Origin of the sequence: Streptococcus pneumoniae, assembly GCF_001457635.1 — a bacterium.
GTDB lineage: Bacteria > Bacillota > Bacilli > Lactobacillales > Streptococcaceae > Streptococcus > Streptococcus pneumoniae.
Genome location: NZ_LN831051.1, coordinates 2080590 through 2094376, shown reverse-complemented (window position 1 = coordinate 2094376; position 13787 = coordinate 2080590). Strand labels below are relative to the sequence as shown.

Genomic DNA, 13787 nt, shown 5'->3' with positions numbered 1-13787 from the left:
TAGTGTTATGAGTGTTAATAAAAATAATCTTTCTGACATTGCAGATTATCATGAAAAGATAAAGTTTTTTGAAGAATTATTTAATTTGGATTATAATCCAACAGAAATGCTGGTGACTGTGGAAAGAAATGGAAATGTCATTTATAAAGAATTTACAGAAGTAGCTGTTGGTAAGAGTAAATATGACTACACTTCTGTGTTTAAAGATGTTATGATTTACTTTTCGGATCATATATGTCAGGAGTTACACCTATATAAAACACAAGACCCACACTATAATAAATTTGAGTTTGATTTAGCTAAAAGGTCTTTGAAGATTACTACTAGAGATAATACAACCATTTTTATTTCAAATGAATAATCTAACCACAGAGGTTGCAACCCAGCCTCTGTTTTTCGGTAAAAAGGGATAGGGCCGAGTGGCTGGAGTATTATCTCATCAATATAAAAGAAAGGAATTGAACCCGACCTAAATTCTCGGAAAAAAGAGAAATCTGTCTAGGAGCGTCGCTCCAGCGTCAGATTTCCTATTTTTCAGTCGAATTTTACGGTCTTGGTATCTTGTATGAACAATACTGAATTTTATGATCGTCTGGGGGTGTCAAAAAACGCTTCGGCAGACGAGATCAAAAAGGCTTATCGTAAGCTTTCCAAAAAATATCACCCAGATATCAACAAGGAGCCTGGTGCTGAGGACAAGTACAAGGAAGTTCAAGAAGCCTATGAGACTTTGAGTGACGACCAAAAACGTGCTGCCTATGACCAGTATGGTGCTGCAGGCGCCAATGGTGGTTTTGGTGGAGCTGGTGGTTTCGGTGGTTTCAATGGGGCAGGTGGCTTCGGTGGTTTTGAGGATATTTTCTCAAGTTTCTTCGGCGGAGGCGGTTCTTCGCGCAATCCAAACGCTCCTCGCCAAGGAGATGATCTCCAGTATCGTGTCAATTTGACATTTGAAGAAGCTATCTTCGGAACTGAGAAGGAAGTTAAGTATCATCGTGAAGCTGGCTGTCGTACATGTAATGGCTCTGGTGCTAAGCCAGGGACAAGTCCAGTCACTTGTGGACGCTGTCATGGCGCTGGTGTCATTAACGTCGATACGCAGACTCCTCTTGGTATGATGCGTCGCCAAGTAACCTGTGATGTCTGTCACGGTCGAGGAAAAGAAATCAAATATCCATGTACAACCTGTCATGGAACAGGTCATGAGAAACAAGCTCATAGCGTACATGTGAAAATCCCTGCTGGTGTGGAAACAGGTCAACAAATTCGCCTCGCTGGTCAAGGTGAAGCAGGCTTTAACGGTGGACCTTATGGTGACTTGTATGTAGTAGTTTCTGTAGAAGCTAGCGACAAGTTTGAACGTGAAGGAACGACTATCTTCTACAATCTCAACCTCAACTTTGTCCAAGCGGCTCTTGGTGATACAGTAGATATTCCAACTGTTCACGGTGATGTTGAATTGGTTATTCCAGAGGGAACTCAGACTGGTAAGAAATTCCGCCTACGTAGTAAGGGGGCACCGAGCCTTCGTGGCGGTGCAGTTGGTGACCAATACGTTACTGTTAATGTCGTAACACCGACAGGCTTGAACGACCGCCAAAAAGTAGCCTTGAAAGAATTCGCGACTGCTGGTGACTTGAAAGTAAATCCAAAGAAAAAAGGCTTCTTTGACCATATAAAAGATGCCTTTGATGGAGAATAATACTCTTCGAAAATCTCTTCAAACCACGTCAGCGTTGCCTTGCCGTATATATGTGAGTCGTATCTACAACCTCAAAACAGTGTTTTGAGCAGCCCGTGGCTAGTTTCCTAGTTTGCTTTTTGATTTTCATTGAGTATAAACAAAAAGAGCTGTCGGGCTCTTTTTACTTTATAGATTTTTTAAGACTTTCCTAAGTAATGACGGACGGTAGCGACCTCCTTCGAAGTTCCATACCTAAACTTTGAACCTAAGTCTTAAAGTTTCCGGACAGCTGAAACCAAGCTGTTTCAGGTGTTTTCATTACGGCAGAAAGTCTTCGATTTAGTTGTGAAATGGTGAATGATACTCTTCAAAAATTTCTTCAAACCACGTCAGCGTCGGCTTGCCATGGGTATGGTTACTGACTTCGTCAGTTCTATCCACAACCTCAAAACAGTGTTTTGAGCTGACTTCGTCAGTCGTATCTACAACCTCAAAACAGTGTTTTGAGCTGACTTCGTCAGTTCTATCCACAACCTCAAAACAGTGTTTTGAGCTGACTTCGTCAGTCGTATCTACAACCTCAAAACAGTGTTTTGAGCTGACTTCGTCAGTTCTATCCACAACCTTAAAACGGTGTTTTGAGCAGTCTGTGCCTAGCTTTCTAGTTTGCTTTTTGATTTTTATTGAGTATGAGTTACCTAAATTATGATGCATAGTTGATGGGATATATATAATAGATTGAAATAGAATATGAACAAATTGATAAGAGGATTTTAAAGTAATCTCTAACAATGCTTTAGAAACTATAGTGTGCTATTCTAAATTCAATTCACTATAACTTGTTTACGTTTTAAAAAAGAGCCGGGGGGCTCTTTTTACTTATCTTCAGTTCCCTGCATTTCTTTTATCACAGCTAGTCTAGTCTGGATATCCTTTTCCAAGACCTTAAACTTGTAAGTCAAGTCTTCTTGGTATTCCTTGATAAGTTCTTTTTGCTGGTTAATGATTTGCAGGCTGTTTTGGATAATATCCACATCGTCCTTGATAGCTTGAACGCGGTCAGTGGTATTCAAGACTTCATCTGTGATGGTTTGGCGATTTTTTGTAACCAGATAACTTCCGGCTGCAGCTCCTGCAAATAGCAGTAGGTTGGATAATTTCATAGCAACTCCTTAAGCGTTTTTGATGGTTTCAGCGACTTGAGCAAGTTTGTCAAAGTCTGGTTCGTGGGCGATAAAATCAATCTTGAGGTCATCGTCAGCACTGTAGCGAGGCACAAGGTGAACGTGAGTATGAAAAACTGTTTGACCAGCGACTTCTTCACAGTTGGAAATGATATTCATACCAGCAGCCTTAGTGACTTTCATGACTTTTTGAGCTACTTTTGGTACTTGGGCAAAGAGTTGGCTGGCGCTCGTAGCATCCATCTCCAAAAGATTGCGATAGTGTTCTTTTGGCACGACCAAGGTGTGTCCTAGTGTTACTTGAGAGATATCAAGAAAGGCAAGGACCTGCTCATCTTCATATACTTTTGAAGCAGGAATTTCCCCTGCGATGATTTTACAAAAAATGCAATCTGACATAAAATCTACCTCTACTGTACTGAATTTTGATATAATATAGCTACATTATACCAGATTTGGAGAAAATATGTTAGAAATTAAAAACCTGACAGGTGGCTATGTTCATGTTCCTGTTTTGAAAGATGTGTCCTTTACTGTTGAAAGTGGGCAGTTGGTCGGTTTGATTGGTCTCAATGGTGCTGGGAAATCAACGACGATCAATGAGATTATCGGTCTGTTGGCACCTTATAGTGGCTCCATCAATATCAATGGCCTGACTCTGCAAGGAGATGCGACTAGCTACCGCAAGCAGATTGGCTACATTCCTGAGACGCCTAGTCTGTATGAGGAATTGACCCTCAGAGAGCATATCGAAACGGTTGCTATGGCTTACGGTATTGAGCAAAAAGTGGCTTTCGAACGAGTAGAGCCCTTGTTAAAAATGTTCCGTTTGGAACAGAAATTAGACTGGTTCCCTGTTCATTTTTCAAAAGGGATGAAGCAGAAGGTCATGATTATCTGTGCTTTTGTGGTGGATCCAAGTCTTTTCATCGTGGATGAGCCTTTCCTTGGTCTTGATCCGCTGGCTATTTCTGATTTGATTCAGCTTTTGGAAGTGGAGAAGCAAAAGGGCAAGTCTATTCTCATGAGTACCCACGTGCTGGATTCGGCGGAGAAGATGTGTGATGCCTTTGTCATTCTTCACAAGGGAGAGGTGCGTGCCAAAGGCAATCTCCTGCAACTACGTGAAGCCTTTGATATGCCTGAGGCTAGTTTGAATGATATTTACTTGGCTCTGACCAAAGAGGAGGATCTATGAAAGACTTGTTTTTAAAGAGAAAGCAGGCCTTTCGTAAGGAGTGTCTTGGTTATCTGCGCTATGTGCTCAATGACCACTTTGTCTTGTTCCTGCTTGTCCTGTTGGGCTTTCTAGCCTACCAGTACAGTCAACTCTTACAACATTTTCCTGAAAATCATTGGCCTATCCTTTTGTTTGTAGGAATTACGTCTGTTTTACTTTTACTTTGGGGAGGAATTGCCACCTATATGGAGGCTCCAGACAAGCTCTTTCTCTTAGTTGGAGAAGAGGAAATCAAGCTCCATCTCAAGCGTCAAACTGGCATTTCCCTAGTCTTTTGGCTCTTTGTACAGACCCTTTTCTTGCTGTTATTTGCGCCCTTGTTTTTAGCAATGGGTTATGGCTTGCCAGTTTTTCTGCTCTATGTGCTTTTATTGGGGGTAGGAAAATATTTCCACTTTCGTCAAAAGGCCAGCAAATTTTTCACTGAAACTGGACTGGACTGGGACTATCTTATTTCTCAAGAAAGCAAGCGTAAGCAAGTCTTGCTTCGTTTCTTTGCCCTCTTTACGCAGGTCAAGGGAATTTCAAACAGTGTCAAGCGTCGTGCCTATCTGGACTTTATCTTAAAGGCTGTTCAGAAGGTGCCTGGGAAGATTTGGCAAAATCTCTATCTGCGTTCTTATCTGCGAAATGGCGACCTCTTTGCTCTCAGTCTTCGTCTTCTCTTACTTTCCGTACTGGCGCAGGTTTTTATCGAGCAAGCTTGGATTGCGACAGCAGTGGTAGTTCTCTTTAACTACCTCTTGCTCTTCCAGTTGCTGGCCCTCTATCATGCCTTTGACTACCAGTATTTGACCCAACTCTTTCCGCTGGACAAGGGGCAAAAGGAAAAAGGCTTACAGGAGGTAGTTCGAGGATTGACCAGTTTTGTTTTACTTGTGGAAGTAGTTGTTGGGTTGATTACCTTCCAAGAAAAACTAGCCCTTCTAGCCTTACTAGGAGCTGGTTTGGTTTTACTAGTCTTGTATTTGCCTTATCAGGTAAAACGTCAGATGCAGGACTAACATTGCTGATACGACACTAAAAAAGAAGTTGAGTTCAGTCTGTCTCAACTTCTTTTTTGTTACTACAGGATAATGGTTGGTCCGTAGAGACTTATACTCTTCGAAAATCTCTTCAAACCACGTCAGCGTCGTCTTACCGTACTCAAGTACAGCTTGCGGCTAGCTTCCTAGTTTGCTCTTTGATTCTCATTGAGTATTAACTTGGTCTTGACTTGGTCAAAGTGGAAGCGGTCATAGGCCCGCCAAGCGGCGCGAGTTGGAGCATCTGGATCAAGAGCGCTGAGTCCCATGAGAAGACTGGAAGTCTGGTAAAATTTTTCCAATTCAATCAAGAATCGATTATCCACTGTTTCAGCCTTGGCTAGAAAACCAAGAATAGAGTTTAATTGCTCCTGAAAGCGGACGTCGTCAGCGGTTGCCTGTTTGCATGCTTGATAGGCTTTGTTTAAGTCAGTAATCAAAGTCTGAGCTCTTTTGATAGGGTCTGTATCTGTCATGAGAATTCCTCCTCTAATCTGGGTGCCAGTCTTGATTCTAGCAACTGTGTTTTGATACTGTCAGTCTATCACTTTTATCTCCTTTTTCGCCTTTAAATCTTTAATTGTCATTGAAATGTCTTGAATTGCGCTGAGTGAATTTTATGATAAAATAGTGGTAAGCTCATCATGATATTGTAGAAAAATAATTCTTTTAGGAGCTTTCAAAGACTGTTTAGGATTGGGTGTGCTTGTGTTAGATTTTTTCTGTTATTCTTTTCTTAGGAGGAGAATCCAATGAAACATATGATTATTCAGACACAGAAAACAGTCTATAAAGTAAACGTCGACGATGTCTACTATATCCAAACACATCCAACTAAAGCCCATACTGTAAAGATTGTTACAGAAGAGGCTAGTTTTAATATGGTTCAAAATTTAAGTAATCTTGAGAACCAATATGGGGAAACCTTGATGAGATGTCATCGAAATTGTTTGGTCAATCTTGATAAAGTAAAATCGATTGATTTTCAAGAAAGAATCCTTTTTCTTGGAGAAGAAGGTCAATACGCTGTCAAGTATGCCAGACGTCGCTATAGAGAAATTCGTCAAAAATGGTTGAAAGAAGGAGAGTAAGAAGATGAGAATATTTGTTTTAGAAGATGATTTTTCCCAACAGACTAGAATTGAAACGACGATTGAGAAACTCTTGAAGGAACATCATATCACTCTGAGTTCTTTTGAAGTTTTTGGTAAGCCAGATCAATTGCTGGCAGAGGTGCATGAGAAGGGGGCCCATCAGCTATTCTTTTTGGATATTGAGATTCGAAATGAGGAGATGAAGGGTCTGGAAGTGGCTAGAAAGATTCGGGATCGGGATCCGTATGCCCTGATTGTCTTTGTGACGACTCACTCGGAGTTTATGCCCCTGTCCTTTCGCTACCAAGTGTCTGCTCTGGATTATATTGATAAGGCCCTTTCGGCAGAGGAGTTTGAATCTCGTATCGAGACAGCCCTCCTCTATGCCAATGGTCAAGACAGTAAAAGTCTAGCGGAAGATTGCTTTTACTTTAAATCAAAATTTGCTCAATTCCAGTATCCTTTTAAAGAGGTTTACTATCTCGAAACGTCCACAAGACCCCATCGTGTTATTCTCTATACCAAGACAGACAGGCTGGAATTTACAGCGAGTCTAGAGGAGGTTCTCAAGCAGGAGCCTCGTCTCTTGCAGTGCCATCGCTCTTTTCTCATCAATCCTGCCAATGTGGTGCATTTAGATAAGAAAGAAAAACTGCTTTTCTTTCCCAATGGTGGAAGTTGTCTAATCGCGCGTTATAAGGTCAGGGAAGTGTCTGAGGCTATTAATAACTTACACTGAGCTAGGAGAGTTTATGAATGTTGCTTGGATATTGTTGTATACACTTGTTACTCACGGATTAAAAATTGTCATATTCTTTAAGGTAGATGGAATTAGTCTCACTTTTGAGAGGATTTTTAAGGCCTTTCTTTTTAAGATACTGTTGGCCGTTGTTTTTGGAATGCTTGGCTATATGGTAGGAAATGTTTACCTATCTTATTTTATGGAACCCTTGTACGGCATAGGCTTATCTTTCTTATTGTTAAGAGAACTTCCTAAAAAACTCCTTCTCTTTTATGGTCTCTTTCCAATGATATTAGTGAATCTCTTTTATAGAGGTGTTTCCTATTTTGTGCTTCCATTTTTGGGACAAGGGCAAGTATATGATGACTACTCATTTATTTGGTTATGTATAATAATTTTCAATTTCTTCATTTCTCTAGCTTTTTTGAAATGGTTGGACTATGATTTCACTAGCTTGAGAAAGGGGATTCTCGATAAAGATTTTCAAAAGTCCCTGACTCAGATTAACTGGATAATGGGGGCTTACTATTTGGTGATACAAAATCTGTCTTACTTTGAATATGAACAGGGGATTCAATCAACGACTGTTCGCCATCTCATCCTAGTCTTTTACCTGCTCTTTTTTATGGGGATTATCAAGAAATTGGATACCTATTTGAAGGACAAACTCCATGAGAGACTGAACCAAGAGCAGGACTTGCGCTACAGAGAGATGGAGCGGTATAGTCGGCATATAGAGGAGCTTTATAAGGAAGTACGGAGTTTTCGCCATGACTACACCAACCTCTTGACTAGCTTACGTCTGGGCATTGAAGAGGAGGATATGGAGCAGATAAAAGAGATCTACGACTCGGTCTTAAAGGATTCTAGTGAAAAATTGCAGGACAATAAATATGACCTTGGCCGATTGGTGAATGTTCGGGATCGTGCCCTCAAAAGTCTCCTAGCTGGAAAATTTATAAAAGCTAGAGATAAGAACATTGTCTTTAATGTCGAAGTTCCAGAGGAGATTCAGGTAGAGGGGGTGAGTCTACTTGATTTTCTAACCGTTGTGTCTATCCTTTGTGACAACGCTATTGAAGCTAGTGTAGAAGCCTGTCAACCTCATGTTTCAATTGCCTTTTTTAAAAATGGAGCACAGGAGACCTTTATCATTGAAAATTCCATCAAAGAAGAGGGAATCGATATTTCTGAAATCTTCTCCTTTGGAGCAAGTTCTAAAGGGGAGGAGAGAGGAGTTGGTCTCTATACCGTTATGAAAATTGTGGAAAGTCATCCCAATACCAGTCTCAATACCACCTGCCAAGATCACGTTTTTCGTCAGGTACTTACTGTAATACATATAGAATGAAGAAAAAATAAGACCGAGAGTGCGTTCTCTTGGTCTTGTTTTTTTATAGTTGTATTGGCTGATAAAATCCTTTTGTATTTTTTTGTTCAATTATATTAAATCTATATAAGAAATCTTCCCACCATCCTCCACCTATAATTTGGTTGAGTTCGGTAGTTGTTAGTTCTTGAAATGAAGTTAGGTTTTGTTTCTTATCCATGTTATGATTCTCCTTTTTGATAAGATAATAAATAGTTATAGAGTGTTATCTGAAAATTAATCAGAATGGGTTAAAATTTTATCTTTGAAATAATCAAAATATGTTTTCTTTGTAGTTACACTAGTGACGCGACCTTGTAAGCCATATTGGATGAGTTTACTATCCTCGTTAGATAGTTTTGCAAGAGCGGTTAATTTAAAGAGATTGCCTTGCTCTGTTCTGGTAGGAGTTTGATCAATACTCTGAAGTTGGCCGATGATGGTGGTGCCGTGATTTCCAATCTTCTCCAGTTTTAATCTTACAGTTTGTCCTTTATCTAGTAAGGGGAGATAGTCAGATGATACGTAGTAAGTGATTAGTACTTCTCTTGTATCTGTGATGACAGGGAATATTTGAGCAATTTCTGTACCAGTTGGAATTCTATTTTTACCTTCAAATTCGCTGTTCAGATGAACGATACCTTTACTTGGAGCGGTTAAGGTATTATTTTCTAAGCGCTGTGTCGCTTGATCTAGTTGTACTTTTAATTCTGTTAATTGATTCTCCACGGTTAGTTGTTGCTGTGAGGCTGTTTGTAAAAACTGAGTGCGGAGTACTTCAATTTTGGTTGCTAAACTATTATCATAAGTTGCTACACTTCCGATACCAGCTTGCTGAATTTTGAGGCTTGCGATAGATGATTCAAGACTTGCAATACTTTGATTAATTTGAGATAAAAATGGCTCCTCTGCCGTTCCTTGTGTTTGTCCTTGAGAGGCTATAAGATAACGATTTAAAATTGACTGGTGCGGATTGCCAGTTGGTAAGCGTGCTCTGTTATTTATGATAGCATCTCTCAACTCTTGATATTCTCCAATTTGTTGTTGAACTTTTGTAATTTCTTGTTCGATGGCTGATGAACTGCTATTGGTAAGATTAGCTTGATTTGAAACTTCAGTGTTAGTCTTTGAGATACCCAGTTCAATATCATGGGATTGTTTAGTAAAATTCATAAAGGTATTATGGTAGCCAAACTCATCCTCGCTAGAAAAAAGATCAGTCGCTTTTTCTAAGCTTTGTTTCAAGATTCCAAGTCCTTCTTTTTGCTTCTCAAGTCTTTGTAATTGAGTTGCTAAGGCAGTTTTCTGACTTTCTTCCATTGTTTCAGAGTATTTGATGAGTAAGTCACCTTTCTCAACTACTTGATTTGCCACTAAATGATTAGCAAGGATAGGATTATCACTGGTCGACTGAATAGATGCAATGACACTTGTAGGGGCGATTTCTCCTTGGGAAGTAACAGTAATTTCTTTTGTGGCAACAAGGGAGAAAATCAAGATGAAAGTAAATAGTAATGAAAGAGGTATAATGAACACTGTCGCATAGTTATGGTAACGTCTCTGATAAAACTCGACACTTCTAAAAAGATTAGGATTCATGACATTCTCCTTATTTATTGAATAGATGATGGTAGAAGCCTTGCGCCTGCATTAACTCTTGGTGACTACCAACTTCAATGATTTTCCCCTGGTCAAGAACAATGACACGGTTAGTTCGTTCGGCTATACTGAGACGATGGGCTACAAAGAGAATGGTTTTATCAGTTAGGGATATAAGATTATCTATAACCTTTTTCTCAGTCAAGACATCAAGACCGCTAGTAGCTTCATCTAGTATTAAAACAGGAGCTTTAGTTAAAAGAGCACGAGCGAGAGCGATTCGTTGCTTTTGTCCTCCTGATAGACCAGCTCCATCAGAGAGCTGAGTTTGATAGCCCATAGGCATTCTTTCAATGTCTTGACGGATTTCAGCTAATTCACAAGCTCTTAGAATATCTTCTTGGCTAATCATATGATTACCGCCCAAGGTTAAATTTTCCAAGATAGAGCCATTAAAGATATAGGCTTGTTGGGGTAGGTAATTAATATGACGGCGCAAGACTTTTTTATCAATGTTTTTAATATCCTGATAATTGATGGAAATATGCCCTTTGTAGGGTTCAAAGAAATTGACAATCATTTTGGCTAAAGTTGTTTTACCAGAACCACTAACTCCAACTAGGCTAACCTTATCTCCTTGTTTAATCGTGAGATTAATATCTGTTAAGGTATCTCGTCCAAAACCATACTTATAAGAAAGGTCATCAAATTCAATATCGCCCATCAAAAAATGTGAATGAACAGGGTTTTCTTGAACTTGAAATTCAGATTCGACTAGATAGACTTCGTTCAAACGGTTATTAGCGACCTTCGCAGATTGGAGTTTGGTTTGGAGGTTGATAATATTTTCCATAGGAGTTGTAAAGTAAGAAAAAAGTGTGTTAAAGGTAATCAGCTGACCGATAGAAATTTTACTCGACATGACTAATTGAGCGCCAAACCATAGGATAAGGATATTCAGAACTAATTTTGTTCCCTGCTTTAAACTCGTTTGTAAAATAGAATATTTACTGAGCTTAAAGGATTTTTCCAAATAATCTACAAATTCGCTGTCTATATTTTGATAGCGATTTTCTTCACTCGTGAGCGACTTTATAGTTTCAATCCCGTTGATATCTTCGATAATGGCAGAGCTAACCATAGAATTACTTTGCATGACATCATGGTTCATTTTTTCGAAAGGTTTCATAAAAGAAAAGATGATGAACATGTATATAGGAATGGAAAGAAGAGAAAGGAGGAAGAGATTAGGGTTTTGTGCCAGTAAGACGCCCCCTACAAGAATCAGAATAGAAACATCCAGAAAAAGAGAAAGAATGGTAGAAGCCAAGGCATCTATAATAGAGTTAGCATCTGTGAACCGTGAAATGATTTCTCCTGTACGACGTGTCGCAAAGAAAGACATGGGAAGTTCAAAAATATGGCGAATATAGGATAAAATCACATCAATGCTTAATCTCTGGCTCAGAACGGTTAGGAGATAATCTCTGGAAAAGCTCATGACTTGTTGGAGGATATAGGTGATAACCAGACCAACTGAGATGATTCCTAAAGTTGATTTCATCTGATTTGGGATGTATTCATCCAAGATTCCTTGGAGATAATAAGAACCACCGATATTGATAATAGTGACCAATAAGCTTGAGAGAACAATGTAAGCAATGAGAGATTTTTGTTTGAAAATCAGAGGAAGGAAGCTTAGTAGACCATTCTTTTTATCTTTATGGGGTTGATAGCTGGGTTTGGGAGCTAGAAAAATAGCTACTCCAGTCCATTCAGAGAAAAAGCGTTCTTTTGACATTTTAGTGATTTTTACAGAAGGGTCAGGATCACCAATAATCAGATAGTCTTTCTTTGTTTGATAGACAACATAGTAATGTTGGAGTTTTCCTTCTTTGTTAACGTGAACGATAAATGGATAGGGGACATCACTCATGTCAAAGAGAGTTTTATCTGCTTGAACAGGCCTTGTTTCAAAGCCCATTTCATCAGCGGCTTTTACAATGCCAAGAGCAGTCGTCCCTTCTTTATTGGTCTTTGCAAGTTCTCTCAAGTGAGCTAGAGAAAAATCTGAACCATAGAATTTAGCAATCGAGGCTAAGGCAGCAACACCGCAGTCTCTAGCATCTATTTGAGGAACAAATGTACGTTTATAAGAAGTCATTGGCAATTCCTTTCATATAGTGGATAGCTCTATTATGACATAAAAACAATTTCGTGCTTTATAAAATCTTGAATAGTCATTGAAATTTCCTGAATGGTAAAAAAGTGATTAGAAATTATCTTTTAAAAAAAATTTAGAGGTAGTTTTAAATAAAAAAGCTAATTTAAGACGTTTCGATGACAATTCAAGATTTGGATGAAAAACTTTAACAAATAGTGCTATACTAAACTTGTCAAAGTTGCAACAAGACAAAAATTAAAAATAAAAAAGGAGTATTTGTTATGAATACAAAAATGATGGAACAATTTCATGAAATGGATATAGCTATGTTATCTAGTATTGAAGGAGGCAAGAATAATTGGCAAACTAATGTTTTCGAAGGTGGTAGTGCTGCTTTTGGTGGCTGGGGGTTAGGGACAGCTATTTGTGCTGCGAGTGGTGTTGGAGCGCCATTTATGGGAGCATGTGGATACATAGGAGCTAAATTTGGTGTGGCTCTTTGGGCAGGAGTAACAGGGGCAACGGGTGGATTTTAACAAAAGGAGACTTGTATGAATACTTATTGTAATATAAATGAAACAATGCTGAGTGAGGTTTACGGAGGTAATTCCGGAGGAGCAGCTGTAGTTGCTGCTTTAGGTTGTGCAGCGGGTGGAGTGAAATATGGGAAAATTCTAGGACCATGGGGCGCTGCAATAGGAGGAATTGGAGGAGCAGTGGTTTGTGGATATTTAGCCTATACCGCTACATCATAAAAATGAAAGCTAAATTTTATGAAGGCTATATTCTTTATTATTCTCTTCGCTTTTCAAACCTATCTTATTTATCTATCCATAAGTATCTCTGATAAAAAACAAAAGACTATTGAATTAACATCATTGAATTGTTTTGTCATATTATTTCTAATCTATGATAAATTAATTTTTCTCTTTATTGCCTATGTTTTTTTGATAATTTTTATATTAAACTTGTTCCGTAACTGAAAAGTGACATACTATATGAATACAAAAATGATGTCACAATTTTCTGTTATGGATAATGAAATGCTTGCTTGCGTTGAAGGTGGAGATATTGATTGGGGAAGAAAAATTAGTTGTGCAGCAGGGGTTGCATATGGCGCAATTGATGGGTGTGCAACAACGGTTTGACATTTCTATTGGGACCATTTGCTATAGGAATAGGTGTAACTGGTGCTGCAGGTGGAGCTATACTTGGAGGTGTAGCCTATGCAGCAACATGTTGGTGGTAATTATGGATTTTAAAAGTTTTATTATTGGTTTAGTAGTTGGTATATTTGGTCCTTATATGGATGACTTAATTAGAAAAATATTTTCAAAATCTTCCAAAAAGGATACGGATAGTACTCTCTAAAAAATAAATTTCTCCCCTGTATTTGCTAGCTTAATTTACAGGGGAGTTTCTTTAATATTGTTTCGCCTGTCAAAATGATATGTGATAGCAGGATGAAAAGTCTACAAACAAGTTGGTATCAATACAATATAAAGAGGAAAGTATGTTTTTCATGCTTGCTTTTTTAATTTTTACAATTCAAGAGGTTTTGATGACCATTTATGATTTGAGTGATCCAAGGTCAAAATAAGTGCTATACTAGCAGTGTAAATGTTCTTGCTCAACTAAGATAAATCGCACATTTAGGAGGAAATCTTATGAAGAAAAAAATACTGA

At 38.7% G+C, this 13787-nt stretch carries 18 protein-coding genes; 11 read left to right on the top strand and 7 right to left on the bottom strand.

The genetic code is table 11. From position 1 onward, the window contains the following. Positions 1 to 7 precede the first annotated feature (7 nt). Together AT689_RS11085 and dnaJ are read left to right on the top strand one after the other, a co-directional pair. Positions 8 to 361 (top strand): hypothetical protein, encoded by a 354-nt coding sequence (locus AT689_RS11085; RefSeq protein WP_000115730.1) that lies wholly within the window; start codon positions 8 to 10, stop codon positions 359 to 361. Positions 362 to 565: 204 nt separating this feature from the next. After that, positions 566 to 1702 (top strand): molecular chaperone DnaJ, encoded by a 1137-nt coding sequence (dnaJ, locus tag AT689_RS11080; protein WP_001836079.1) that lies wholly within the window; start codon positions 566 to 568, stop codon positions 1700 to 1702. A gap of 321 nt (positions 1703 to 2023) precedes the next feature. Here the strand turns inward: dnaJ and AT689_RS12955 are convergent, their stop codons facing one another. The 3 genes from AT689_RS12955 to AT689_RS11070 form a co-directional block, all read right to left on the bottom strand. Next, a complete protein-coding gene (locus tag AT689_RS12955; protein ID WP_001845059.1) occupies positions 2024 to 2398 on the bottom strand; it encodes a hypothetical protein in 375 nt (124 codons plus the stop codon). A 161-nt stretch (positions 2399 to 2559) separates the two neighbouring features. Beyond that, complete coding sequence (locus AT689_RS11075; RefSeq protein ID WP_000777760.1) at positions 2560 to 2847, bottom strand: hypothetical protein; 288 nt, start codon at positions 2845 to 2847, stop codon at positions 2560 to 2562. A gap of 9 nt (positions 2848 to 2856) precedes the next feature. Then, the gene (locus tag AT689_RS11070) at positions 2857 to 3267 is read right to left on the bottom strand and encodes an HIT family protein (RefSeq protein ID WP_001278301.1); all 411 of its coding nucleotides are present in this window, start codon (positions 3265 to 3267) and stop codon (positions 2857 to 2859) included. 67 nt (positions 3268 to 3334) lie between these two features. Between AT689_RS11070 and AT689_RS11065 the strand changes: the two genes are divergently transcribed. After that, positions 3335 to 4066, top strand: coding sequence for an ABC transporter ATP-binding protein (locus AT689_RS11065; protein ID WP_000889923.1), 732 nt, complete (start codon positions 3335 to 3337; stop codon positions 4064 to 4066). Next, entirely contained in the window at positions 4063 to 5112 is a 1050-nt protein-coding gene (locus tag AT689_RS11060; protein WP_000653768.1) for an ABC transporter permease, read from the top strand. Before AT689_RS11065 ends, AT689_RS11060 begins: the two co-directional genes overlap by 4 nt. Positions 5113 to 5279: 167 nt before the next feature. Here AT689_RS11060 and AT689_RS11055 read toward each other — a convergent pair whose 3' ends face one another. Then, positions 5280 to 5609 carry a hypothetical protein gene (locus AT689_RS11055; RefSeq protein WP_000132583.1) on the bottom strand — a complete coding sequence of 110 codons (330 nt, stop codon included), beginning with the start codon at positions 5607 to 5609 and terminating at the stop codon, positions 5280 to 5282. Positions 5610 to 5885: 276 nt separating this feature from the next. On the opposite strand from AT689_RS11055, the gene AT689_RS11050 reads away from it, so the two are divergent. From AT689_RS11050 to AT689_RS11040, 3 genes are read left to right on the top strand one after another with little or no spacing between them, the layout of a single operon-like run. Further along, entirely contained in the window at positions 5886 to 6224 is a 339-nt protein-coding gene (locus AT689_RS11050; protein ID WP_000682136.1) for a LytTR family DNA-binding domain-containing protein, read from the top strand. Between the two features lie 4 nt (positions 6225 to 6228). After that, a complete protein-coding gene (locus tag AT689_RS11045; RefSeq protein WP_001219137.1) occupies positions 6229 to 6966 on the top strand; it encodes a response regulator transcription factor in 738 nt (245 codons plus the stop codon). 13 nt (positions 6967 to 6979) lie between these two features. Further along, positions 6980 to 8320 carry a sensor histidine kinase gene (locus AT689_RS11040; RefSeq protein ID WP_001099894.1) on the top strand — a complete coding sequence of 447 codons (1341 nt, stop codon included), beginning with the start codon at positions 6980 to 6982 and terminating at the stop codon, positions 8318 to 8320. Positions 8321 to 8363: 43 nt separating this feature from the next. Here the strand turns inward: AT689_RS11040 and blpC are convergent, their stop codons facing one another. From blpC to blpA, 3 genes are read right to left on the bottom strand one after another with little or no spacing between them, the layout of a single operon-like run. Next, positions 8364 to 8519 (bottom strand): quorum-sensing system pheromone BlpC, encoded by a 156-nt coding sequence (gene blpC, locus AT689_RS11035; RefSeq protein WP_000358812.1) that lies wholly within the window; start codon positions 8517 to 8519, stop codon positions 8364 to 8366. Positions 8520 to 8575: 56 nt separating this feature from the next. Next, complete coding sequence (gene blpB, locus AT689_RS11030) at positions 8576 to 9937, bottom strand: peptide export ABC transport accessory protein BlpB (RefSeq protein ID WP_001069064.1); 1362 nt, start codon at positions 9935 to 9937, stop codon at positions 8576 to 8578. 10 nt (positions 9938 to 9947) lie between these two features. Beyond that, a complete protein-coding gene (gene blpA, locus AT689_RS11025; protein ID WP_000205159.1) occupies positions 9948 to 12101 on the bottom strand; it encodes a peptide cleavage/export ABC transporter BlpA in 2154 nt (717 codons plus the stop codon). Between the two features lie 281 nt (positions 12102 to 12382). Here blpA and blpM point away from each other — a divergent pair, with 281 nt between their 5' ends. The 4 genes from blpM (at position 12383) to AT689_RS11005 (ending at position 13472) form a co-directional block, all read left to right on the top strand. Continuing rightward, positions 12383 to 12637 carry a two-peptide bacteriocin subunit BlpM gene (gene blpM / locus AT689_RS11020; protein WP_001093255.1) on the top strand — a complete coding sequence of 85 codons (255 nt, stop codon included), beginning with the start codon at positions 12383 to 12385 and terminating at the stop codon, positions 12635 to 12637. Between the two features lie 15 nt (positions 12638 to 12652). Continuing rightward, positions 12653 to 12856, top strand: coding sequence for a two-peptide bacteriocin subunit BlpN (blpN, locus tag AT689_RS11015; protein WP_001099490.1), 204 nt, complete (start codon positions 12653 to 12655; stop codon positions 12854 to 12856). Positions 12857 to 13099: 243 nt separating this feature from the next. Continuing rightward, entirely contained in the window at positions 13100 to 13249 is a 150-nt protein-coding gene (blpO, locus tag AT689_RS11010; RefSeq protein WP_001809846.1) for a bacteriocin-like peptide BlpO, read from the top strand. Positions 13250 to 13352: 103 nt separating this feature from the next. Then, the gene (locus tag AT689_RS11005; RefSeq protein ID WP_000346296.1) at positions 13353 to 13472 is read left to right on the top strand and encodes a PncF family bacteriocin immunity protein; all 120 of its coding nucleotides are present in this window, start codon (positions 13353 to 13355) and stop codon (positions 13470 to 13472) included. The last annotated feature ends 315 nt before the right edge of the window (positions 13473 to 13787 follow it).